Here is a 25132-nt window from a genome sequence, read left to right on the forward strand (position 1 = left end):
TGGATGCAGTTGGATTTGGATCATCATTCTTCTGTGCTGCTGTGGCGGCGGCGGCTTTGGCGGAAATAACTTCTGCTGCTAAGCGAAACATAAAACAGGGCCCGATCTTTTCACAGATCGGGCCTTGTTTTTATTTACTAACGACTCTGACCATTATTTTTTCCAGGCCTTTGAAAAGTGCTCTGGCTGTTAACTCCTTTTAGAGGACTCCTGTTCTGTTTCCTTTTCATGCATTCCTCATCAATTTCATATACTGCATTACCATCTATGATCAATCGGCTTTTCATATCTAAATCACTCTCCTGTAATACTAATATATGCAGACGCATATATTGTCAACAAGAAAAGTAAGGAATCTTATGCCATGAACAACGAGCAAAATATACGTGCAAATGATCTGGACTCCCTTATTGGCGATAATCATCTTCAGATGGTGAAGGCTGCCCTGCCTTATATGAATGTTCCCCAGCAGCGTTTTATGTCCTACTTCGTTAAAATAAACGAGCTGCGCCGCACCGTTAATCTTTTCGAAGAAGGAGAAGTAGCTGCCATGGGGCTGGGTTCCTCTGGGGAGAGTGACCGGACCACCGACCCCATTGACATGCTGAATACCATAAAGCCCTTTGCGAATCAGTCGGAACAGGATCTCATTGACCTTATCATCAACTTCTCTCAGGGCCTTCGAATGGCTAACTCCTACCCGGACCCAAGCCCGGTACCAAGTTCCACCATTCCGGTTCAGGCCCAGGCTCAAACACAATCCGAAACGCCTCCAAACAGGCCTGCGGGTAACCACCGGCAGAATAATAACCCTTTTGGACGGATGCCTCTGGACCAGCTCAAAAATTTCATGCCGCCGGACCAGCAGTCCCGGTTTGAAACCATGCAGCTTATGATGTCCGCCATGCAGCAGATGAATTAATCCATATTTTTCCCCTGGCCCCCTTACCAAATCCCATAGAAAGGAAGAAAAATAATCCATGAACTTCAACTGGAAACAAGACCCCAGACTAAGAAACATGAATCCGCAAAAGCTTTCCATGCTGTCCGAATTTGCAAAGCGGGTGGAATCCACCCCAAAAGACCAGCTGGTTCCAACCCTTCTAAACTTAAATGCGGAAGCAAGCCGTAAAGGCATTCAGTTTAATGATGAAGAAACCGACCTTCTCATCTCCATTATGAGCGCTAACATGAGTGCAAACGAGCGGAAACGAATAGATACCATGCGGATGCTATCCAAAAACTTCATGAAGCGCAATACAAAATGAAAATAAGGACATTATGGGCGCTCCCAATAAGGTTCCTCCATAATGTCCTTATTTTCGCAGGCAACGAGTCCCAGAAACATAATTGTATATTTCGTTGGCAACTGCTGCGGCAACTACAAGAAACCCGCACAGCGTGTTTCTTGTAGTTATCACTCAGTCAAAAATTATTTGCATACAACATTTACAATATACGGAATTTCCCCGTTTATTTCTTTATCATAAAAAGCCTGTTCATACCTTCCTGCCATGGATATTGGAACTCCAAATAAATAAGTATTTCACCAAATTCCGACAATTGCTTCTTCCAATATTCTGTGGTAGCCTGCCGCAGTTGAAGCACTCCCTCATCTTCATAGAGATTTGCCTCTTTTTTTCTCATAGCCAAACGAATCAAGTTCCTCTTTAGAATAATAGGGGTTCATCTTGATAAACCAGCAGCCGTCATGTTTCAAGAGTTTGTTTAACTTCTGCATTGTTTCACAGGAGACATCTTTAGGCATTACATCCAGAACATTTGATAAAATAATTCCATCAAACTCCTCTTTCTCAAACTGATCTAAGAATTCCGCTCCTCCAGTAAAAAAATGGGCTCTTTTATAATGACTCAGCCTGGCGGTTTCTTTTGCAAACCTAATACCTGTTTCTGCTTTATCTACTCCAACAATCTGATGATCCGGTTGATATTGCAGATATTGAAAAGAGATATCTCCAGTTCCGCAGCCAAAGTCCAATACTCGTTTCGTTCTGCCGGCAAACAGTTCCAATGCTTCGTCAAACATTGGTTCTACCTTTAGTTCTGTTCCTTTTAGATCCAATGGCTGATATTCTTCAAAAATCTTGTTCCACATGTCTGTTTCACGTTCATAGGCTTTCATGTCTATACCTCTCTTTCTCCGTGTAATGTCATCTGCTTTCACCAGCTTTAAAATATACCTTCCCGCCACTTCAAAGGTCGTTGGTGCAGGGGCAGCTGGCTCTCCTTTAATCGCTCAAACTTACTAAGCAACGTATATTCAACCTTTTTATTTTTTTTGACATGCCTCTATTATACTATTTTACTGACACAAAAGCCACCAGACCTTCCTGATCTGATAGCTTTAATGATTACTTTTTAATGTAGAATCTTTAATCGGGCTTATAATTTTACTGTAATGAATTATTTTATCAATACTTATAGTCTTTTTATTAAAATCCATATCAGACCAAGTTAATCCATTTTATAATTAATTTTAATAGTCAAAAAATATACTGTAATACAGTATAGCAAAAGGATTTACCATGAAAAAAAGAAGGTGCAACTCCCTTTCTTCACGAATTGCATCTGCCTGTATCTTATTTGAACGCAAAATAAGGACACTATAAGCCATATTTCTATAGCCTACAATGCCCTTATTTTAAAACTCAAATTGTCCAATTTCTTTATTAGATTTTACACCAAATCAGTAATAAAGTTTAATAAAATATAACAGGTTACAACACGTTTAATCCTTATAGAATCAAGGCTTTCCGCATAATTAAAGCTTTTTTTATAAAGACGGTCTTATTTGCATACGATATTCACAATTCTTCCAGGAACATAGATTTCCTTAACAATAGTTCCGGTTATCTTATCCGGGATCAAAGCCTTACCTGCTTCAATGGCCTCTTCCTTTGATACGCCTGCAGGAAGCTTTACCACTGCTCTGGTCTTTCCGTTTACCTGGACTGCAACCTCGATCTCATCATCCTTCATGGCTTCTTCATCACATTCCGGCCACTGTGCATGGAATACGGAAGTCACGCCGCCAAGCTGCTGCCACAGCTCCTCGCCGATATGAGGAGCAAAAGGAGCAACCAAAACCACAAAGGCCTTTAAAGTTTCTTTGTCAATGCCCCCGGTCTTTTTTTGCCAGATCGATCAGTTTATTGTTATATTCCATGAATCCGGAAATTACCGTATTTAAGTTAAACTGGTTGAAACGCTGTTCAATATCAAAAATCAGCTTGCTGCGCAGACGAAGCATTTCCCTGGTAGCTTTCACATCCTTATTGCTGTTTTCCACCACCAGATTCCAGAAGCGGTGTAAGAAACGGCTGACGCCTTCGATTCCTCTGTCATCCCACTCTGCATCTAACTCCGGCGGACCTACGAAAAGCTCATACATACGGAGGGCATCACAGCCATAGTCACGCACCAGATCATCAGGAGATACCACATTTCCCTTTGATTTGCTCATCTTGATTCCATTCTTTCCGTTGATCATACCCTGATTGAACAGCTTGGTAAATGGCTCATCAAAGTCTACCACACCGATGTCGCTTAAGAACTTGGTATAGAAACGGGAATACAGAAGATGAAGCACAGCATGCTCCACGCCTCCGATATACATATCCACGGGAAGATACTTTTTCGCTTTTTCCTTGGATACCAGTTCGTTTTCGTTGTGGCTGTCCACGTAGCGGAGGAAATACCAGGAGGAACCGGCCCACTGAGGCATGGTGTTGGTCTCTCTCTTAGCAGGAGCGCCGCACACCGGACATGTGGTATTCACCCATTCCTCAATATCTGCCAGCGGAGATTCCCCTGTACCGGTAGGCTGGTAGCTTTCTACCTCCGGAAGGGTAAGAGGAAGCTGGTCTTCCGGAACTGGTACGTTGCCGCAGTGCGGACAGTGGATGATGGGAATAGGCTCTCCCCAGTAGCGCTGTCTGGAAAATACCCAGTCTCGAAGCTTAAAGTTTACGGTTTTCTTGCCAAGCCTCGTGACTCGATCATTGCAGGAGCCTCTTTTTTTTAAGAATGGAGGATTCCATTCCGTTCCATTCACCGGAATTGATCATGGTTCCACTGGCATCTGTGTAGGCTTCTGTCATGTTTTCGATTTCCTTGCCGTCCTTTGAGATAACCTGGACAATAGGGATGTTGAACTTGGTCGCAAACTCAAAGTCCCTGTCATCATGAGCCGGCACGCACATGATTGCGCCGGTACCGTAATCAGCAAGCACATAATCGGAAAGCCAGATGGGTACCCTGGCACCGCTTAAGGGATTTACCGCATAGCTGCCGGTGAATACGCCGGTCTTTTCCTTATCCTGAAGGCGGTCCACGTTTGATTTCATGGAAGCATCGTAGATATATTTCTCAACGGCTTCTTTATTTTCCGGGGTAGCGAGGCCAGCGGCAAGAGCATGCTCCGGCGCAAGTACCATAAAGGTAGCCCCGTATAAGGTATCAGGTCTGGTGGTATAGACTGTGATGCTCTCTTCTCTTCCGTCTACCTTAAAATCCACCTCGGCTCCATAGGACTTTCCAATCCATTCCGACTGCATCTTCTTTACCTTTTCCGGCCAGTCAAGCTTATCCAGATCATTTAACAGACGTTCTGCGTAAGCAGTGATTTTTAACATCCACTGTCTTAAGTTTTTCTTTGTGACACTGGTTCCGCAGCGCTCACAGCAGCCGTTTACCACTTCTTCGTTTGCAAGTCCTGTCTTACAGGATGGACACCAGTTGATGGGGAATTCCTTCTCATAGGCCAGTCCTTTTTTAAACATCTGAACAAAAATCCACTGGGTCCATTTATAAAATCCGGGATCCGTAGTATTAACTTCCATATCCCAGTCATAGACGGCTGCGATCTCATTGATCTGACGCTTGATGTTTGCCACGTTTTCCGCTGTGGATTTTGCAGGATGAACTCCCATTTTGATGGCATAATTCTCTGCAGGAAGGCCAAAGGCATCCCAGCCCATGGGATGAATCACATAATGTCCCTTTAAAATCTGATACCTGCTCCATACATCAGAAATTACATAGCCTCTCCAGTGGCCTACATGAAGGCCGCTGCCTGACGGATATGGGAACATATCCAGACAGTAGTATTTCTCTTTCTTCCATCATCAACATTAATGGGGTTCTTTGCCCAGTTCTCACGCCACTTCTTCTCAATGGCGCTGTGGTTGTAGGATGCTGCCATAACAAATTTCCTCCTTTTGCAAAAGGGATTCTCCCTGTTTCAAATGTGTTATCTGGCTCATTGGCCGTAAAAATAAAAAAATGCGCCTCCGACCGTTAAAACGGCCATAGAGACGCAGGATCTACCGCGTGGTACCACTCTATTTCATACAATGTTCGTATGCTCTCACTGGATATGGCAAAGCACATCCGCCCGCTTTAACGGTCGGGACACCGGCAATGCTACACAGAAGCTTCCTTCAGCACGCTACTCAAAGGCCAGTTCAGCCGCCATCCCCAACCGGCTTCCACCCTCCGCCGGCTCTCTGTATGTTTCAGACAGCTTACTACTCCTAATCAAAGTATTTTTGCTAACTACAAATGTAACATAATTGGCGAAATGTGTCAACCGTATTTTATGAAATCTCCGAGATAACAAAGGTTACGGCAGAAACCGCAAAAAAACAGGATCATTCCAAGATTTAAAAAGAGCACTTTAAAAGCCCCTCTGCCCCAGGTCTCCATAAGCCCAGGATAAAGAACCAGTTTTTTTTGACTGATAAAAAAATAAAGTGGTTCCGGCAAAAACCGCTCCAAGCATAAATATGGAATAGCCTGCCAGAAGCACTGGATTCTCTCCAATTTTAAGTGCCACAATGGAGCCTAGAAAATTGATCGCCATGTGAAAAATAATGGTATAGCGAAGTCTTCCCGTCTTAATATAAATATATGCAAACACCAGGCCAATTCCAAACGCATAAAAGAACTGATAGAAGTTCCCATGACTCAGGGCAAAGACAACACTGGACACCAGGATCGCCGCCTTGTCTCCATACAGCCGGATCCGGTCAATCAAAATTTTGCGAAACAAAATCTCCTCACAAACAGGAGCCATTATTACCATGGTGAGAAAAATCGCCCAGGTGCTTAAGCCCTTCATCACTTCCTCTACCGGGTTGATCATAGGCTTTCCCAAAAGGGCACTTACAATGGCCATGAGGGCCTGACCAATGAGATTTCCGAAAAACAGGGCGCTCATGCAGATCAAAAATCCGGAAACAAGCATTCCTGCCCTGGCCTTTTGTACCTGTGGCCTGCATAAAACCGGCATATCCCTCACAATGATATAGGCGACGATCCCTCCGACAACGTAATTAGCCAGGGATACAATCAACATATACCAGTTCCCAAAGGTTATTTCTATTCCAAACCGGGACAATGCAACAGCAATGGCCCCTATCTCAAGCTGTATCACAAGCGTCACAAGGAGGAATGCTCCGTAACCGATCCCCACTCTTGTAAATGCTTTCCACGCATTTCTTTTATCTTCCACGATTCCATACCTCCTGCCAGTAGGTATCAGTTTATCACAGATCAGAGAAAAGCGCAATTATTCCAGGGCCCACATTCTGACGAAACAGAGAGTATCCCCCGAAGGGTTTTATATCATGGGGCGCACTTTCCTATGATATAAAAGACCCGGGAGAGGCTTGGTAAAATACCTGCCCCTCCGGGTCTTTCCTGTCTTTTAAGATTCCACTCTGTCAATCTTGGAAGCCCGCTCCTCTATTTCTCTCTTCTGAACATCTCCCGGAGCCAGTTCATAGCGGCTGAATTCATATTCATAGGTTCCGATGCCTCCGGTCATGGAGCGCAGATCCGTATTATAGCCGAACAGTTCGGACATAGGTACATCCGCCTCAATGACCTGCTTTCCATTGTGGTTGGAATTCATTCCCAGAACACGGCCTCTTCTGCGGTTTAAATCTCCCATAACATCTCCGGTGAATTTATCGGGGACCGTAACCTTAAGGGAAGCAATGGGTTCAAGCAGAACCGGATTTGCATCCATAAATCCCTTTTTAAAAGCAAGGGTCGCAGCCATCTTAAAAGCAAGTTCTGAGGAGTCTACCGGATGGTAAGAACCATCAGTCAGCGTTGCTTTTAATCCCACTACCGGGTAAGCGGCAAGAGGTCCTTTTAAAACGCACTCTGCGATACCCTTTTCAACTGCCGGGAAATAGTTTCTCGGCACAGCCCCGCCAAATACGCACTCATCAAATACATAAGGAGTTTCCAGATCACCGGAAGGCTCAAAAATCATCTTAACGTCACCGTACTGTCCGTGTCCGCCGGACTGCTTTTTATACCTGCCCTGGACCTCCACTTTCTTACGAAGGGTCTCCCGGAAAGCAAATTTAGGTTTGCTCAGTTCAATGTCAACCTTATAACGGTTTAAAAGCTTGCTTACAACCACATCAAGCTGCTGGTCACCAATGGCATAAAGGAGAGACTGTCGGTTTTCCGTATCATTGACTACCTTTAAGGTCCAATCCTCTTCCGTCAGCTTTGCAAGAGCACTTGAAACCTTATCATCGTCGCCTTTTGTCTTGGTCTTATAACGCATATACGTATATGGAGTGGATATCTCCGGCTTATGATATACAATAGGCGCAGAACGGAGGGCAATGGTATCACCGGTCTGGGTCACATTAAGCTTTGACACTGCTCCGATATCTCCTGCCTTTAATTCCGTAACTTCGATGGCATCCTTTCCTCTTAACACGTAAAGCTTTCCGACCTTTTCCTCTGTGTCCTTATTCACGTTAAAAATAGCGGAATCAGGCTTTAAGGTGCCGGTACAAATCTTAAGCAGGGAATACTTTCCGATAAACGGATCCACAATGGTCTTAAATACACGGGCAGACAGGGATACATGATCGTTATATTGGGCTGTAAAGCGCTCCCCTGTGGAAACATCCACGCCGATGCACTCAAAGTAATCGGGGGATGGAAAATACTTATCTATGGCCTGAAGCACCATCTTGGCGCCCTGGGCGTTGATTCCGGATCCCAGCATGACCGGAACGATATTTCCTTTTATCACATGTTCCCGAAGAGCAGAAGAAATCTCATCAATGGTGAACTCGTCACCGGAGAAATAGCGCTCCATATATTCCTCGCTGGTTTCTGCAACGGCTTCCATGAGAGCTTCACGGGCAATTCCCAGGTTCTTCTGGCTATATTCAGGAATCTCACATTCTTCATAATCACTATTAACGGTAAAACGCCGGCCTGCCATCTTTACAACATTAACAAAACCTACGAACTTTTCATTTTCACGAATAGGGAGGTGGAACGGCGCTATCTTTCTTCCAAATTCTTTATCAAGCTTTAATAACAATTCACGGAAACTTGCATGATCGTCATCCATATTTGTCACAAAGAAAAGTCTGGGAAGTTTGTACTTTTCGCACAGTTCCCACGCTTTTAATGTTCCAACTTCAATACCTGCCTTACAATTCACAACAATTACTGCTGCATCTGCAACACTGATGGCTTCTTCAACCTCGCCAACAAAATCAAAATATCCGGGAGTATCAAGCAGGTTGATCTTAATCGGTCCATCCTCTCCTTTATACTCCAAAGGAATCAGGGTAGTAGAGATGGAGAACTGTCTCTTGATCTCTTCTTTGTCATAATCGCTGATGGTATTGCCATCGGTAATTTTTCCCATTCTGCTGATGGCTCCGGTAATCAACGCCATAGCTTCTGCCAGGGTGGTTTTACCGGCGCCCCCGTGCCCAAGTAAGGCGACGTTACGGATCTGTTTGGTTCCATACACGTTCATAAACATTCCTCCTGTTCGGTATTTAAGTCTATAAGGATATTTTACTAAAAATGTCGTATAATTGCAAGCAAAAGGTGCAATTTGCACAAATATTTTTTTACACATTTTTCCAATTACGCAAAAGAAAAGAGGGGCAAGCCCTCTCTTCTTTTTTAATCCGTTTTATAAAATTCTTCATCAATTATACTGAACTCAAAATAACATTGCCACTAAAACCATTATTACAGTGATCTGGCCGCCTTAAGTGCCGTATCCAGGGCGCTCATCTTTGGTATCCCGATCTCTGTACCCGGCCTCCCTTCCCGGACTTTCTCTTCCACCATACTGCGGATCATATCATTTTTAACCAGAACACTGCCCCAGAGCCAGAGGTTTAGCTTATCCGCCGGACTCTTTAAATCCATCTTGGCAAAGGTATCCCGGATAAGTCCCCACAAAGCCGCCCCGCATTCCCGGTGAATGCGGATGGCTTCCCGATCTCCCTGGGAAGCTGCCTGAAATGCAAATAAGGATAATCTGGCGATCTCTGACTTTTCCATAAGATTGGCGTTGATAAAATCGTCTATTTTTTTCCAGCGAATCAAGCCCTGTTTCCTCTATAATAAGAGGTGTGAGAACGGGACATTTGATTCGTCCGGACAGCTCATCTCCTACTGCTTTTAAGACTTTTAAGCCCATATCAAACCCACTTCCCTCATCGCTGATGATGTGGTTCCAGCCGCCGGTCCGGTATATGCTTCCTTTTTTTATCTCTCCCAAAGCATATCGAACCAGTCCCTGAGATGACTACCAGGGCCGGTTCTTCCGTCATGTGAAGGAACACCTGGCAGTCATTTAACACCAGAAGCCTTTCATGAGGAAATCCCATCTCTTCAAAGCTGGACTTACAATCATGCTCATCTGACGGAGAATCGATCCCGCTGGCTGCTACACAAATCCCCAGACAACAGCCGGGATCCAGTTTTAACTCATCAAGCGCCGGGAGCACCAGACTACGGTATCGAAGCCGGCTTTTTCCATTCCATCCGTATTGAGACTGCATCCCGGTGCCGTAAATTCTCCAAGTACAGCCCCATCCGGATCACAGATTTTTAGCCGCCCGTTGGTTCCACCAATATCCAATCCTGCATAATATCCTATCATGATACTTTCCTCCATATAGTTTTACTTCCATGGAACAATCAAATCCCATGACCCGTTCCAGAATCCGTGGACGTTCAGCCTTTAAGGGCATTTTGTAAAAACGCTCCATAAAACTTACATAAGTCTCTGATTCCCTGTTGAGGCTTCTTCGATCATTCTGATTTCCTGCCAAGTACAGCCAAAAGCTTTTGCTCTGCTTCTTTAAACCACTGATCCTCAGGATTTATCAAAAGGACATACTGTATTCTTCCTATAAGAGAATGAAGATACTGACTCTCCGGAACCCGTGAATCACTTTTGCTCCTCTCCAGGTGGGACTTTACCCCGTATTTCAGGCAGTAAAAAAATCTCCTGCCGCAGCTTTCTTCTGTAATCCCCCGAAACCTGTAGTTTCTCATTGACCACGATACCCGTGACAGACTGTCTTCCGTTGCGGTATAGAATCCTGGTCTTCGTTTCATTCACTTCAAACCCCATGGCATTTAAAAAAACCGGAGACCTTCCGGATAACCAGGCCCGGATTAAAATCACCGGAAAACGTCATATCATCACAGTACCTGGTATAGGAGATTCCTTTATTCCCGCACCATTTGTTTATGGATTCATCAAAATCCTTCATGACCAGGTTGGAAACTGCGGGCGATGTGGGAGCCCCTGAGGCAGAAATTCGTTGCAGCAGCATAAGGCAGTCAGCATGGTTCCTACTGCAGGAGGGAAATACCTGACAGGAAACGCGCTTTTTAACACCATGGGAAATGAAATACTTCCGAAAAAATCTTTTATATCCAGCTTCACCACCACATTTTTTTCCTGTATGGACCCTGGCATTGGACACCACTCCTGCGCCTTTGTGATAGGCTGTGGCACAGCCGGAGACCGCATATCCGTCCAGGATATGATGCAGGATATTTCTCTGTATTCTCATCAGCATGTAATCCGGCACCATAAGGCTCCGTGTTCTTCCGTCTCTCTTTGGAATACGGACGGTATGATAATGACGTTCCGTATGGTTGCTGAAGGCATAAAGACATGCCATTATCTTCTGGTCCGGCCAACTGGTGTTCCCCAGAAGTCGGAAAGATAACAGCATGTCCCTGTAATACTCCGGCGTACAGTATTTCCATAAATCTGTCTTATACATCGGCTCCTCCATACCAGTTATATTTTTAAAATTCTTCCTTATTCCCGAAAAAACAGCAGAAGCAATACAATCAAGATGCCGTAAGATGCGAAGATGTACAAGCCGCAGGCGGAAGCACATGCAATGTGCGGAAGTACTTCGCAGCAGATTACGGCCTTTTCCCATACCATGAAAATCCCGGCAGCGACTCGCTGCCCGGCCGTAGGTCCATTCAACCGGCAGCTAAGAAAAACACGCTTTGCAAGCTTTTCTTAGCTGCCACGGTATTCACCAAATGAATATGCTTGCATATCGCCCGGCTCATTACCTGCGGAAATACTATTGCTTCTGCTGTTATGATTATTATTCTATCACAATGGGGTCAAATATACCACTGTTTTGCTTTGCTAAATATCTCTGAAATCCTCTCTAAATAATAATTTGCGTTAATGCGTCGAAGTTTAACGTGCAAAAGCGTTGACAACTCCCCTTCAATGGATTACAATGGGGATTAAATATTTGCAAAAGAAAGGTAGAAATATATGATCATTATTATGAAAGCAAATGCTTCCGAGGAAGCAGTAGATAAAATCAAGCACTTAATCGAATCAAACGGACTTCAGGCCCATTTATCAAAAGGGACGGAAGTAACTATAGTAGGCGTTGTAGGCGATAAGACAAAGCTCCAGGGCACAAACATCGAGATGCTGGAAGGTGTTGACAAAATCGTTGCCGTGACCGAAACCTACAAGCTGGTGAACAAAAAAATTTCATCCGGAAGATTCCGTCATAACCATTGGAAACGCAAAAATCGGTCCGGGCCATCTCACCATAATGGCCGGTCCATGTGCCATTGAAAATCACGATATGGTCCTGGAAACTGCATTTGCAGTAAAAAAAGCAGGCGCCCAGTTCCTGCGCGGCGGTGCTACAAGCCCAGGACCTCTCCTTACGCATTCCAGGGCCTGGAAGAGGAAGGGCTGAAATACATGAAGGAAGCCAGGGAAGCCACCGGACTTAACATCGTTTGTGAGGTTACAAGCCTGCGTGCTCTTGAAACGTCTGTAAAATATGTGGACATGATCCAGATCGGCGCACGGAACATGCAGAATTTCGAGCTTTTAAAAGAAGCTGGAAAAGCCGGTATTCCGGTTCTCTTAAAGAGAGGTCTGTCCGCCACCATTGATGAATGGCTGAATGCTGCAGAATACATCGCCTCCGAAGGAAATCCAAATATCGTTCTTTGCGAACGAGGCATCCGTACCTACGAAACTGCCACCAGAAACACTCTGGATATCAGCGCCGTACCGGTTATCCGCGCAAAGAGCCACCTTCCCATCATCATTGACCCAAGCCATGCCACCGGAGTGCGGGCTTATATTGAGCCGATTTCCAAGGCTGCCATAGCAGTCGGGGCCGACGGGCTGATTGTGGAAGTCCATCCCTGCCCATCCTGCGCCCTGTCCGACGGCCCCCAGTCCCTGACCTTTGAACAGTTTGAAAATCTGATAGGAGAATTAAGGCCTTACGCCAAGCTTGCGGGGAGGACATCTTAATGAGTGATGCCGCTATTGCCTTTATCGGGCTTGGTCTCATCGGCGGCTCTATCGCCAGAGGGATCAAGCGTGAAGAACCTGATACAAAAATCATGGCCTACATGCGCACCCGTTCCAGGCTTTTGCAGGCAAAAGAAGACGGGATCGTGGATGTCATCTTAGAGGGCATCGGAGAAGAGCTGCGGGAATGCGATCTTATCTTCCTCTGTACTCCTGTGGAGTACAACGCAAAGTATCTGTCGGAAATCCAGCCCTTCCTAAAACCGGGAGCAATAATCACCGACGTAGGAAGCACCAAGACGGACATTCACGAAGAGGTAAGCCGTCTTGGCCTGGAAAGCCAGTTTGTGGGAGGGCACCCGATGGCCGGTTCGGAAAAGACCGGATATGAAAATTCCACCGACCATTTACTTGAAAATGCTTATTATATCATTACCCCTACCGCGTCTTCCACAGAGGAACAGGTGAACCGCCTGGTGCGGATCGCGGGGCTAATCGGCTCTATCCCCCTTGTTCTCGATTATCATGAACATGACTTTATTACAGCCGCGATCAGCCATCTGCCCCATATCGTGGCCTCCAGCCTGGTGAACCTTGTAAAGGCTTCTGACAATAAAGAGGGACTTATGAAGCGGCTTGCAGCCGGAGGCTTTAAGGATATTACAAGAATTGCCTCCTCCTCACCGGAAATGTGGGAGCAGATCTGTATGACAAACAGCCAGAATCTTTCCATGATCCTGGAACGGTACATTGCCTCCTTAAGCCAGGTCCTGGACGAGCTTAGGGCAAATGACAATCAATATATATACCAGCTTTTTGAAACTTCCAGGGATTACCGCAACTCCTTTTCAGAAAAGGTTCCGGGCCTCATTGCGCCGGAGTATTCCTTTACAGTAGACATGCTGACGAAGTGGGCGCCATCTCTACCTTGTCCGTCATCCTGGCCGCTAAGGGAATCAGTATTAAGAATATCGGCATCAACCACAACAGAGAGCACGGAGAAGGAACTTTAAGGATTGCGTTTTATGACAAAGAAACCATGGATAACGCATGGAAGCAGCTGGAACGGTACCACTATGATTTAATTTCAAATTAATAGAGAGGATTCCTATGAAATTCACAAAAGCCTCCCCTTTAAAGGGCGAAATAACCATACCAGGTGACAAATCCATCTCTCACCGCAGTGTGATGTTTGGTTCCATTGCAAAGGGAACCACGGAAATCAGCCACTTTCTCCAAGGGGCCGACTGCCTTTCCACCATCTCCTGCTTCAGGAAAATGGGAATACAGATTGAAAACAGCAATGACACCGTTATTGTCCATGGAAACGGACTCCGTGGCTTAAAAAAACCGGAAACCATCTTAGACTGCGGAAACAGCGGTACCACCACACGCCTGATCTCCGGTCTTTTAGCTGCCCAGGATTTTGACGTAACCATAACCGGTGACGAATCCATTCAAAAGCGTCCCATGAAACGCATTATGGAGCCGCTATCCTGATGGGGGCTGATATAAAGAGCGTAAAGGAAAATGGCTGCGCTCCCCTTTCCATAACCGGTAAAAAGCTTCACGGCATCCATTATACCAGCCCCGTGGCCTCTGCCCAGATAAAATCCTGCATTCTTTTAGCCGGACTGTATGCAGAAGGCGAGACAAAGGTTACGGAACCCTATGTATCCAGAAATCATTCTGAAATCATGCTGAAGTACTTTGGTGCCAGTGTGAAGACAGAAGGAACCACCGCCTGTATTACTCCTGCGGTAGAACTCTACGGCAATAAAATTATTGTTCCGGGGGACATCTCTTCTGCTGCTTACTTTATTGCGGCAGGACTGATGATTCCGGATTCGGAAATACTGATAAAGCATGTAGGCATTAACCCCACCCGGGACGGAATCATTCATGTTTGCCGGGATATGGGAGCAGATATCACCCTTTTGGAGGTAAATACGGATTCCGGGGAACCCACTGCGGATATTCTGGTAAAATCCGGCTCACTCCACGGCGTTACAATTGGCGGAGCTATCATACCTACCCTCATCGACGAGCTTCCCATGATCGCCGCCATGGCCTGTTTTGCAGAAGGGGAAACCATTATCAAGGATGCAGCAGAATTAAAGGTAAAGGAATCCAATCGTATTGAGGTCATGGTGAAGAATCTGTCTGCCATGGGAGCCGATGTTGCAGAAACAGAGGATGGCATGATCATCAGAGGGGGAAAGCCTCTTCACGGCACTGTCATAGACAGCAAACTGGATCACCGGATCGCCATGACCTTTGCTGTGACCGGGCTGTGTGCAGATGGGGAAACAGAAATCCTAGGCGCAGAATGCGTGAATATCTCATATCCGGGTTTTTATCAGGATCTGGAGCGATTAATGAAATAAAATAAATCAGTCATGCATTTATATCTGATTACATAAATGCCGGTAGAACGTAAGTTCAGCCGGCATTTTTATTGGATTTATAAAACTTCTATCTGGCACATCTTCATGGCCTCTAACGCATTCTCATGGCTTTTTAAAGTCACACCGGCACAGCAGGAGGAGTCCACCAGCACTGGAATCTCCGGAAGAAAAGCTTTGACCAGCAGGGCATTGGAAATTACGCAGATGTCCGTACATAAGCCTACCAATTCAATGGATTCATACTCTCTTTCTGTCACATATTCTCCCAGCACTGCGCTTCCAAAAGTGGTTTTTTCAAAACGCTTTCCCTGAAACTCCTTTAAGGAATCATCAAGTTCCCAGCCGGCAGTTCCCCTGACACAATGAACCACCGGAAGCTTTTTCCCCTCCTGAGAATTAAGATAATTCTCCTCATGGGTATCCAGGGTGAAGATCACCTCATCTCCTGCTTCCTGATATTCCTCTATTTTTCTTTTTACCTTAGGAACGATAGACACCGCCTCCGGGGTTCCCAGGGAGCCGTCGATAAAATCCTTTTGCATATCTACAACGATCAATAACTTTTTCATGGACAAACCTCCAATAATAAATAGTATTTATAGTTTATCACATTTTGCACGCATAAGCATATTATTTTTCATCACATTTTGCAGCAAGCAACAAAGAAGAATCGTGTGGATGTATCTTAATTAATGTAGTATAATTTTCTGATAACAATAAAAGTTGATATAAAGTGAATTATATTAGCTTTGATCAGAAGGTAAGGTGATGAAAATGCACAACAATGTTGAAGCGCTGTTTCATGGTTGGGAAGAAGCGCTAATATGGTCATGTCTGCAAGGTCATATGGGAAATTTTTTTTAGATAATGAAAAAAAATCCTGCATCTGCAATGATTGAAATTGGTGACTTCTGCTTTTTTTGCAGGCCAGCCAAATGCTGCTTTGTTTCATTCTCTTGAGGGCGAAAAACTGCTCATACCGAAAGATGGTACTTGGGGGGAACTGATAGAGCGTACTTTTGACAATCAGGTAAACAAAATATTCCGCTATGCAATCAAAAAGGAACCGGATGTTTTTGATAAAGCAAAGCTTACTTCTTTCATTAATGCTCTCGATGATTGTTATGAGCTTCGGATGATAGACAAAGAAGTATATGAATTAGCCCGAAAGGAAGCATGGTCTGTGGATTTATGTTCTCAGTTTAAAGATTATGCTGACTATCAACGCCGGGGATTGGGTACGGCAATATTACACAATGGTGAATTGGTGGCCGGCGCTTCCCCTTATGCTGTTTATAATGATGGCATTGAAATAGAGATAGATACAAGGCCCGATTACAGAGGCAAGGGACTTGCGACAGTATGTGGAGCCAAATTGATACTTGAATGCCTGGCACGAAATATTTATCCAAGTTGGGACGCTCATGACTTGCGTTCTGTTGCTTTAGCGGAAAAACTCGGTTATCACCTCTCTCATCCATATGTGACATATGAACTGATGAGCAGGCAGGCAAATGAGCAAAACCCGTGTTGAGGCAAACAGGCAATTCCTGTCTTTTTCAAATTAACAGTTGACAAATCCATACAGACGTATTAATATACTGATTAAATGAAATAATAATAAACCGTTGAAAAAGAAGAGTAAGCTTTCCATGCGATATTTCAGAGAGCCGCCGTTGGTGTGAGTGCGGTATAAAGCTGATAGCTGAATGGACTTTTGAGGGCGGCCCCGAACCATTGTTTCAGTAGGGGCTGACGGAGACCACAACCGTTATTTATCGTGGCATATATGTTAGTATATGAAAAGTGGGCTTTTATAAAGTCAATTTGAGTGGCACCGCGGATTGTATGATTCGTCTCAAGTACGTTTTTTTAGCGTACTTGGGACTTTTTTTATTTTCTGGATACCCGCTCACTCCCTCATTCTGTCAACGGAAACCATTTTAAGGAGGAAATATTATGAAAAAAATCAATCAAGACCCTGTTACTTGCAGCCCTGGCTGCTGCCGCACTCGCCGGCTGTTCTTCCAAGGCAGCTCCGGAAAAAACTGCTGATAATAATTCCACCCAGGCTTCTTCCAATACAGAGGCAGGGAGTGAAACTTCCAAAGACGGCACATCCTATACCATCGGCATCGGACAGTTTGCAGAGCATGGTTCCCTTGACAACTGCCGGATCGGCTTTTTACAGGGCCTTGCAGAGGAAGGGATCGAGGAAGACAAGAACTTAACGGTCATGTACGAAAATGCCCAGGCTGACGGAGGCACTGCAAGCCAGATCATAAACAACTTCTTTCCAAAAAAAGCGGATTTGATCTGCGCCATCGCCACCCCAATGGCCCAATCCGCCTACAGCGGTGCAAAGAAGGCCAATGTTCCTGTCATTTTCACGGCAGTTACGGATCCGACAGCCGCAGCCCTGGCAAAAGAGGACGGAAGTCCGGTGGGAGAAATCACCGGAACCAGCGACAAGCTTCCAGTGGAAAAACAGCTGGAAATGATCCGCAAGATTCTTCCCGATGCCAAGACCATCGGCATCCTTTACAGCACCAGTGAAGTAAACTCAGAAGCAGCGATCAGGGAATATAAAGCCGCTGCCGCTTCCTATGGCTTTGAAATCGTAGAAGGCCCTGTATCCGCAACCGCTGATATCCCTCTGGCAACTGACAGTATTCTGGAAAAGGTTGACTGCTTAAACAATTTAACGGACAACACGGTCGTAAGCTCTCTTCCTCTGATCCTGGATAAAGCCGGAAAGAAGAACATCCCCGTATTCGGCAGTGAAGTAGAGCAGGTAAAAATCGGCTGTCTGGCTTCCATGGGTCTTGATTATGTGGACTTGGGCAGGCAGACCGGTATCATGGCCGCAAAGGTATTAAAAGGCGAAGCAAAGGCAGGCGAAATGAACTTTGAAGTAATCAAAGAAGCCGCGTTCTACGGAAATTCAAAGGTTGCCGAAAACCTGGGAATCACCCTGCCGTCAGAGCTTACCAGCTCAGCCGCTGAAATTTTTACCGATATTACCCACTAGTATTAACAACAAGGAATATAATTGGAGGAAATTAAACCATGTCAATCATACTTGGCGTTTTGGAAGAAGGCCTGATCTATGCCATTATGGCACTGGGCGTTTACATCACTTATAAGATTCTGGATTTTCCGGACCTTTCTGTGGATGGAACCTTCCCTTTGGGAGGCGCAATCACCGTTACCCTGATCCTGGCCGGACTAAACCCGGTGGCAACGCTTTTCATTGCCTTTGCCGTTGGAGCCCTGGCCGGATGCATCACCGGCTTCATCCATGTAAAATTAAAGGTACGGGATCTTCTGTCAGGTATCATTGTCATGACTGCCCTCTATTCTGTAAACCTAAGGGTGGCCGGAAAATCCAATGTTCCGTTTTTTTAACAGTGACACTATTTTCGAAAACAGCTTTGTATACGGTCTGTTTCCTGAAAAGCTTGCAGATATCAGCGTGGTGATCATATTGGCTGTCATCGTGGTGATCGCTAAGATTTTACTTGACCAGTATCTGAAGACCCGCTCCGGTTATTTATTAAGGGCTGTGGGGGACAATGAGACCCTTGTCACCTCTCTTGCCAAGGACAAAGGCAAGGTAAAGATCATCGGCCTTGCCATCGCAAACGGCCTGGCCGCTCTGGCCGGTTCCGTATACTGCCAACAGAAAGGCTTTTTTTGAAATCAGTATGGGAACAGGAACCATGGTCATCGGCCTTGCCAATGTAATCATTGGAACAAAGCTGTTTAAAAAGATTGGGGTTGTGAAATCCACCACTGCAGTCATTATCGGCTCTATCATTTACAAAGCCTGCGTGTCATTTGCCATATATCTGGGAATGGAAGCATCGGATTTAAAACTGATCACATCCGTGCTGTTCCTGGCCATTCTGGTACTCAGCAACGGCAGGGAAAAGAAGGTGAAACATCATGCTTGAACTACAAAACATCAATAAATATTATAATCAGGGAACGGTCAATGAGATGTGCCTGTTCCAGGACTTTAATCTCACCGTCAAAGACCAGCAGTTCGTATCTGTGGTAGGGAGCAACGGCTCCGGCAAGACTTCCATGTTAAATATCATCTGCGGAAGCATTCCTTTAGACAGCGGTTCTATCCGGGTGGGCGGCACCGACATCACCAATATGCCGGAATTTAAGCGCCAGCGCCGCATCGGAAGAGTCTACCAGAATCCTGCCATGGGCACATGCCCCAATATGACCATTCTTGAAAATATGGCTCTGGCTGATGCCAAGGGAAAACCCTTTAACCTTCTTCCGGGGACTAACAAGCAGCGGATATCCTATTACAGGGAACAGCTTCGTTTTCTTGGCCTTGGCTTAGAGAATAAACTCCATGTAAAGGTGGGAGTCCTTTCCGGCGGACAAAGGCAGGCCATGGCCCTTCTCATGTCCACCATGACTCCCATTGAATTCCTGATCTTAGATGAGCACACCGCTGCCCTGGATCCAAAAACAGCCGAGAACATTATGGAGCTGACGGATAAGATTGTAAAGGAAAAACATTTAACCACCATCATGGTCACCCATAACCTCCGTCATGCGGTGGAATACGGAAACCGGCTGGTAATGATGCATCAGGGAACCGCCATCATTGATAAGGCGGGAAAAGAAAAAGAAAACCTCAATGTAGAAGATATTTTAGATAAGTTCAACGAAATAAGCATTGAATGCGGAAATTAGAAATGAATGTTTCAAAGAGGTGCCGGCAATCGTTTACATCTATTGCCAGGCACCTCTTTATCAATAAATATCTTAATTTAATTCAGGCCAGTATTCTTTATTCACCGCTATTAATTCATCTAATATCTGTTTGGCGACCTTTGCACTGGGAACGGTCTTGGAAAGGGTTATGGCCTGCCATAATTTCTGGTAAGACCCTTCTTCCCAGGCTTCCACTACCAATTTTTCCACAGATACCTGCTGTTCCATCAGCCCTTTTTGAAATTGGGGAATTTTTCCTATTGCCAAGGGTTCCGGTCCGTTGCTGCCCACGATGCAGGGTATTTCAACCATTCCTGTGGGATCAAAGTTTTCAATGGAACCATTGTTGGGAACGATGAGGAGCATTCTCTCATGGGTATTGTAGGCAATGGCTCTGGCTAAATCCACAATATAAGTAGCGTGATCATCAATTTCCATTGCACAGACTTCTGTAGATTTATTTTCTATCAATTTTCTGCATTCCCCAAATACAAACTTTTCCCGTCCATCCATGACTTCATTTGCCCTTGTATATTCCTTGTTGGAATGTTCTACAACATAGTCAGGAAACAGATAGTATTTTAAATATGTATTGGGCAGTGTATCCGGATCTAAAGCATATACATCTTTTGCTTTGACAAAGGTATCACTCCAGCTTGCATCTACGTGCTGGTTATCTCCCTTTTCCGCTACATATCCATATTGGGCAACATGTTCTTTTATTTTAGGCATTAAATCATTGCCCTCTTTATCACGGATATCCGACCACCAGCCAAAATGGTTAAGTCCAAAGTATCTGACCGACATTTCTTTTCTTGACTTTAAACCTACTATTTCTGCCATTCTGTCTTCTATGCCGACAGGCATATCACATATGTTTAATATCTTTGAATCCGGCCTGAGCTTACGGGTAGCTTCGGCAACAATGGCTGCGGGATTGGAATAATTGAGCATCCATGCATTTGGAGAATACTTTTCCATATAATCAAGGATTTCAAGAACCCCTCCTATGGATCTCATTCCATAAGCCATCCCTCCTGGTCCGCAGGTTTCCTGTCCTACCACTCCATATCTCAAAGGAATTTTTTCATCCAGTTCACGCATGGCATATTTTCCGACTCTTATGTGAGCCATGACAAAATCAACATCTGTAAACGCTTCTTCCGGATTGGTTGTTGCAAGAAATTCTACTTCAGGTGCTTTTTCTTTTATGATTATTTCACATGCCCCGGCTATGGTTGCCTGCCTTTCCCCATCATTGTCATAAAACTTAAGGTTTCTAATGGGCAATCTGTCCAGGTTATCCAAGAGCATTAATACAATTCCCGGAGTAAAGGTGCTTCCCCCTCCTGCTATTACTACTGAAAATTTGTTCATAAATTTTATTCTCCTTTTATTTTTTTTAAGCAACTCTTCAAACTGTGTTCTTACAATAGGAACCGAAAGACCTACAATAACCTGAATTGCTTTTCCATTCCTGACTACTCCATGGGCCTTCGCTTTTTTTAAATACGCTGTCAGGCGCCAGCTTTGTCTCATCCCTAACGGATACCCGCAGCCTGGTGGCACAGTTTGTGACATCCTCTATATTCTCGCTTCCCCCTAAGGCTGCCAGAAGCTGGGCAGCCTGACTCTCTTCTTTTGCTTCTGCCTCTTTGTCTTCGCTTTTTCCTTCCCCTTTTTTTAGCCTTGTAATCAGCCTTTGTGAACAGCTTAGTCTCCCCATCGTCTTCCTCCCGGCCCGGAGTGGCATAATTGAACTTCAGTATTAAGAAGCGAAATACAAAAAAGTAGATTGCCGTAAAAATCAGGCCGATTACGATTTGGGTTATATATGTACCTGAATGATACTTAAAAAGAGGCAGCCAGTTCTGCGGTATATAGTTGTCAATCAATCCTCCTCCGAAATTTCCCACAACCCCAAATGAATACGATGTTGCAGCCAGGGTCGCAGCAAGCACAGCATGTACTGCAAACAATGCCGGAGCTATGAAAAGAAAGGTGAATTCAAGAGGTTCGGTAATGCCCACCAGGATAGCCGTAAGTGTGGCAGGAATTAAAAGACTTGCCACGATTTTCTTCTTTTCCTGCCTTGCAGTTGCGTACATGGCCAGTGCTATGCCCGTACAGCCAAATACCTTTGAAAGTCCATGAAGTGAAAAACCTCCGGCCGGAAATGCATCTTTTAAGGAAGCTACTGCCGCCAGCTCCGGTAAGTGTTTTGGCCACCAGGAGGCAATGCCTTCCGGCACCACTGCCGGTCCAAAAATAAATGGTCCGTAAACGAAGTGGTGAAGTCCCGTTGGAATTAAAATCCGCTCCAGAAATGTATAAAGCCATACACCCAGCACTCCTGATGAGGATAAGAAGGTCTGCATGGCTCCGATTCCAAACTGAACCCTGGGCCATACCAGACAGATGATTAAGGCAGTTGGAATCATGACGGCGAAACCTATGATTGCTACAAAGGCGGAGCCCTGGAAGATTCCCAGGAAATCCGGAAGCCTCTTTTCATAGAATCTACCGTGCAGATACACTGCAATACCTGAAATCAAAATCGCACCGATCATTCCGGTATCCAGAGTTTTTATCCCCGCAATCATTGCCAGACCGCTTGACATTCCGGTAGATGGGTCAACTCCGGGCGGCAGGCTGAAATCAACACCAAAGACCGGACCTGAAACCGTTAAAATAGCACCTACTAAATAATTAAATGTCAGATAAATGATCAGGCTTCCAGACATGCACGGGCTTCTGCTTTCTTAGCTAAAGCGACCGGAAGGCCGACTACAAAAAGTAAAGGCAGCTGGTTAAAGGTCGTCCATCCTCCCTGCTGGATTATGTACCAGAAGTTATACCACATGGTGCCTTCTGCTGCTATGGAACCCATAATATCCTTGTTTGTAAACAAGATGGAAATTCCGACAGTCATACCGTAAAAAGCAAAGAATAAAACCGGAACAAACATTGCCGCCCCAAAACGCTGAATTTTTTTGTTTCATTTTCTAAACCATCCTCCCCATATTTTTTTTCAAGATATCTTGCGTGAGTTCATATTAACAATAACCGTAAATCTTTTCAATGGCTTTTGCCCATTTATGTCCCATGTGCAGTTTTAGATTATCCGCACAAAATTTGTGCGCCCGCACAGGATTTCTTTACCATTATTCACAATAAAAAAAGCTGGGCCAGAAGTACTGAGCCAGCTTTTACTGTTTTTTGTCAATCACAGTATTATATTATTTTTTTCCAACTGCTGTAAATACATGATATATTTAAAAAAACAATATTTCAGCCAGAATAAAATACTGGCTCATGCTCTCGCAGTTAATTCCGTTTTCCATCTTTATATTTTGAGTGGTGATATATAAATTCTGGTCACACATCCTGGCAATGGAATTATCTGATAGTTTTGTGATGGAAATGGAGGGGATTCCCTTTAATTTTATCTTTTTCGCATATTCAACTCCGGATTTTGTTTCACCGGACACTGATATAATGACAATCAAATCCTCTTCTGTTGCATTTTTCAGCAAGATATTCATCTCACTCTCACCGTACAGTATGACGAAAAATTTATCCACCATGATAAAATTCCGTTTCAGTTCATTTGCAACCTCTACTTGTACAGTTCCTGTGCCATAGGCAAAGAGGCGTTTTGCCCTGTATATCATGCGACACATTTCCTGGGTATCCTTTTCCTTGATATCCCGGATCGTTTTGTAATAATTTTCACAAACATCATCAAGGCTGATATCCTTTGTATTAGCGATGCTGTCAAATTCCATCTTCAATCTTACTTTAAATTCCCCGAATCCCTCCAAAGACAGCTTCTGCATAAATCTGGAAATTGTAGTCCTTGAAACATTGCATTTCTTTGCCAGTTCATCACTGGACATCTCACAGCACTCCCGTTTATTGCCCCATATATATTTCCATATGTAAAGGTCGTTTTGATTCAGCCTGCTGTAATTGCTGTTAACCAATTCCTCTAATTTCATATATACCCCCTGCCTTTCAGGTAAAATTCCATCCCGATTATAACATCCTAAAAGTTTACTGTAAATATTAATGTATGCAGTAAGCAACATTACTAATCTGGCGATTCCGGGAATAAAAACCCTAAGTCAGATAAAGGCCAGATGTTCATATGTATACACCCTTACACTGATTAAAGAATATGCTCCATAGAAAAGTCAACAATACCCTGGTAGTCAGCGCAAAAGAAAATCTGTGCCTGACTACCAGGGTATTGTTTCATTTATCGGCTCATTTCACTTTGAGGACCTGTGGTGTTATGATCCTTGATAATGGTATTGACCTCGCTTAAATCAGAAGTGGGAAGGTCACCGGGTATGGTATTCTTTAATGCAGCGGTGGCATTGCCGTATTGGACAGCCTTCATGCAATCGCCTCCGCTGCTTAATAAACCATAAAGAGCTCCTGAAATATAGGCATCTCCGCTTCCGATCCGGTCCACAACGTCAATATTGCGGTACGGTTCTTCCTCGTAATACTCCTTTTTAGAAGCATCATAAATCACGGAACCAAAGGTGTGACTCTTTGGACTGTGGACGATTCTCTGCGTGGAAGCCACCACGGAAATGGGATATTTCTCTGTAAAGCTCTTCATCATTTCTTTGGCTGTTCCCTCTTTCTTAAAGGTCAGCCTGGCCGTTTCTTCAGAACAGAAGAAAATATCCACATAAGGAAGAATCTGTTCAATGCATTCCCTGGCTTCCTCACCGGTCCAGAGATTGCCCCGGAAATTCACATCAAAAGAAATGATAGTCCCCGTTTCCTTGAATTTCCTGATCATTTCAACGGCAGTATTTCTGGTGTTTTCACATAGAGCCAGGGTAATGCCTGTGGTGTGAAAACAAGTAGTTGCCTTATACATTTCCTCCGGGAAAGAGGAAGTGCTGATTTGAACAAAGGAACTGTTCTTCCTGTCGTAAATGACCTTGGGCTTTCTTGGATATGCTCCGTATTCATAGTAATAAAGCCCGAGCCTTGCGTTGGAGCTATCATCATAGACAAAATAGTCATCGCTGATCCCGTAGGAGCGCACTTTGTTTTTCACAAAATTTCCTATGTCATTGGACGGAAGCTGAGTAACCACGCCAGTGTGAAGCCCTAGCAGGGAGGCGCCTACTGCAACGTTTAACTCTGCTCCTCCCACCTGCTTCTGAAAGGAACTTCCCCGGACCAGACGTTCCACGCCCTCCGGAGACAAACGCAAAAGCAGTTCTCCCAGGCTCAATAAATCAAAAGGTCTGTCAATCATTTTGAACTTACCTCCATCATTTTTAAAAAGGGAGCCATTGAT

19 protein-coding genes, 5 pseudogenes and 2 other annotated features are annotated in these 25132 nt (G+C 44.7%); of the genes and pseudogenes, 9 read left to right on the forward strand and 15 right to left on the reverse strand.

The annotated features are described in order from the left end of the window. Positions 1-364: 364 nt before the first annotated feature. Both JCM10519_RS21330 and JCM10519_RS21335 read left to right on the forward strand, forming a co-directional pair. On the forward strand, positions 365-922 hold the full coding sequence (locus JCM10519_RS21330; protein ID WP_054741690.1) for a hypothetical protein: 558 nt from the start codon (positions 365-367) through the stop codon (positions 920-922). 58 nt (positions 923-980) lie between these two features. After that, complete coding sequence (locus tag JCM10519_RS21335; protein ID WP_054741692.1) at positions 981-1268, forward strand: hypothetical protein; 288 nt, start codon at positions 981-983, stop codon at positions 1266-1268. Between the two features lie 350 nt (positions 1269-1618). Here JCM10519_RS21335 and JCM10519_RS21340 read toward each other — a convergent pair whose 3' ends face one another. From JCM10519_RS21340 to JCM10519_RS21365, 9 genes and pseudogenes are all read right to left on the reverse strand, one after another. Next, positions 1619-2143, reverse strand: coding sequence for a class I SAM-dependent methyltransferase (locus JCM10519_RS21340; RefSeq protein WP_347845067.1), 525 nt, complete (start codon positions 2141-2143; stop codon positions 1619-1621). Positions 2144-2808: 665 nt separating this feature from the next. Then, a pseudogene (gene leuS / locus JCM10519_RS21345) lies at positions 2809-5224 on the reverse strand (leucine--tRNA ligase). 105 nt (positions 5225-5329) lie between these two features. Beyond that, positions 5330-5572 (reverse strand) — a binding site (T-box leader). 126 nt (positions 5573-5698) lie between these two features. Then, a complete protein-coding gene (locus JCM10519_RS21350) occupies positions 5699-6535 on the reverse strand; it encodes a CPBP family glutamic-type intramembrane protease (protein WP_054741696.1) in 837 nt (278 codons plus the stop codon). Positions 6536-6730: 195 nt separating this feature from the next. Then, positions 6731-8833 (reverse strand): elongation factor G, encoded by a 2103-nt coding sequence (locus tag JCM10519_RS21355; protein WP_054741698.1) that lies wholly within the window; start codon positions 8831-8833, stop codon positions 6731-6733. A 221-nt stretch (positions 8834-9054) separates the two neighbouring features. Continuing rightward, entirely contained in the window at positions 9055-9417 is a 363-nt protein-coding gene (locus tag JCM10519_RS32760; RefSeq protein ID WP_347845068.1) for a hypothetical protein, read from the reverse strand. Between the two features lie 110 nt (positions 9418-9527). Continuing rightward, positions 9528-9821, reverse strand: a complete 294-nt coding sequence (locus JCM10519_RS32765) for a hypothetical protein (protein ID WP_347845069.1) — start codon at positions 9819-9821, stop codon at positions 9528-9530. Next, a complete protein-coding gene (locus JCM10519_RS32770) occupies positions 9797-9976 on the reverse strand; it encodes a hypothetical protein (protein ID WP_347845070.1) in 180 nt (59 codons plus the stop codon). Before JCM10519_RS32770 ends, JCM10519_RS32765 begins: the two co-directional genes overlap by 25 nt. A gap of 152 nt (positions 9977-10128) precedes the next feature. Next, positions 10129-10437, reverse strand: coding sequence for a hypothetical protein (locus JCM10519_RS32775; RefSeq protein ID WP_347845071.1), 309 nt, complete (start codon positions 10435-10437; stop codon positions 10129-10131). A gap of 5 nt (positions 10438-10442) precedes the next feature. Next, positions 10443-11117, reverse strand: coding sequence for a hypothetical protein (locus tag JCM10519_RS21365; protein ID WP_347845072.1), 675 nt, complete (start codon positions 11115-11117; stop codon positions 10443-10445). A gap of 521 nt (positions 11118-11638) precedes the next feature. Between JCM10519_RS21365 and aroF the strand changes: the two are divergent. From aroF to aroA, 3 genes and pseudogenes are all read left to right on the forward strand, one after another. Beyond that, positions 11639-12652: pseudogene (aroF, locus tag JCM10519_RS21370) on the forward strand (3-deoxy-7-phosphoheptulonate synthase). Beyond that, positions 12652-13665: a prephenate dehydrogenase gene (locus JCM10519_RS21375; protein WP_347845073.1), complete on the forward strand. Its 1014-nt coding sequence runs from the start codon at positions 12652-12654 to the stop codon at positions 13663-13665. The pseudogene aroF and the gene JCM10519_RS21375 overlap by 1 nt, the downstream one beginning before the upstream one ends. Positions 13666-13762: 97 nt before the next feature. Next, a pseudogene (gene aroA / locus JCM10519_RS21380) lies at positions 13763-15039 on the forward strand (3-phosphoshikimate 1-carboxyvinyltransferase). Positions 15040-15116: 77 nt separating this feature from the next. On the opposite strand, the gene JCM10519_RS21385 reads toward aroA, so the two are convergent. Further along, positions 15117-15629 carry an isochorismatase family protein gene (locus JCM10519_RS21385; protein ID WP_054741700.1) on the reverse strand — a complete coding sequence of 171 codons (513 nt, stop codon included), beginning with the start codon at positions 15627-15629 and terminating at the stop codon, positions 15117-15119. A 335-nt stretch (positions 15630-15964) separates the two neighbouring features. On the opposite strand from JCM10519_RS21385, the gene JCM10519_RS21390 reads away from it, so the two are divergent. Next, positions 15965-16594 (forward strand): GNAT family N-acetyltransferase, encoded by a 630-nt coding sequence (locus tag JCM10519_RS21390; RefSeq protein ID WP_347845095.1) that lies wholly within the window; start codon positions 15965-15967, stop codon positions 16592-16594. A gap of 85 nt (positions 16595-16679) precedes the next feature. Next, positions 16680-16924 (forward strand) — a binding site (T-box leader). Between the two features lie 56 nt (positions 16925-16980). Here the strand turns inward: JCM10519_RS21390 and JCM10519_RS32780 are convergent. Next, a complete protein-coding gene (locus JCM10519_RS32780; protein WP_347845074.1) occupies positions 16981-17169 on the reverse strand; it encodes a hypothetical protein in 189 nt (62 codons plus the stop codon). A gap of 67 nt (positions 17170-17236) precedes the next feature. Here JCM10519_RS32780 and JCM10519_RS21395 point away from each other — a divergent pair, with 67 nt between their 5' ends. The 3 genes and pseudogenes from JCM10519_RS21395 to JCM10519_RS21405 all read left to right on the forward strand — a co-directional run bounded on the left by JCM10519_RS21395 (position 17237) and on the right by JCM10519_RS21405 (position 19782). Beyond that, positions 17237-18091, forward strand: a complete 855-nt coding sequence (locus tag JCM10519_RS21395; protein WP_347845096.1) for an ABC transporter substrate-binding protein — start codon at positions 17237-17239, stop codon at positions 18089-18091. Positions 18092-18129: 38 nt separating this feature from the next. After that, positions 18130-19016, forward strand: a pseudogene (locus JCM10519_RS21400) (ABC transporter permease). Next, on the forward strand, positions 19009-19782 hold the full coding sequence (locus JCM10519_RS21405; protein WP_054741704.1) for an ATP-binding cassette domain-containing protein: 774 nt from the start codon (positions 19009-19011) through the stop codon (positions 19780-19782). The pseudogene JCM10519_RS21400 and the gene JCM10519_RS21405 overlap by 8 nt, the downstream one beginning before the upstream one ends. Positions 19783-19854: 72 nt before the next feature. Here JCM10519_RS21405 and JCM10519_RS21410 read toward each other — a convergent pair whose 3' ends face one another. From JCM10519_RS21410 to JCM10519_RS21425, 4 genes and pseudogenes are all read right to left on the reverse strand, one after another. Then, a complete protein-coding gene (locus JCM10519_RS21410) occupies positions 19855-21180 on the reverse strand; it encodes a 6-phospho-alpha-glucosidase (RefSeq protein WP_054741791.1) in 1326 nt (441 codons plus the stop codon). 27 nt (positions 21181-21207) lie between these two features. Further along, a pseudogene (locus JCM10519_RS21415) lies at positions 21208-22771 on the reverse strand (alpha-glucoside-specific PTS transporter subunit IIBC); the annotation flags it as partial. 307 nt (positions 22772-23078) lie between these two features. Beyond that, a complete protein-coding gene (locus tag JCM10519_RS21420) occupies positions 23079-23804 on the reverse strand; it encodes a MurR/RpiR family transcriptional regulator (protein WP_347845075.1) in 726 nt (241 codons plus the stop codon). 260 nt (positions 23805-24064) lie between these two features. After that, positions 24065-25090, reverse strand: a complete 1026-nt coding sequence (locus tag JCM10519_RS21425; RefSeq protein WP_054741793.1) for a PfkB family carbohydrate kinase — start codon at positions 25088-25090, stop codon at positions 24065-24067. Positions 25091-25132 lie beyond the last annotated feature (42 nt).

The organism is Clostridium sp. NkU-1, assembly GCA_001312405.1.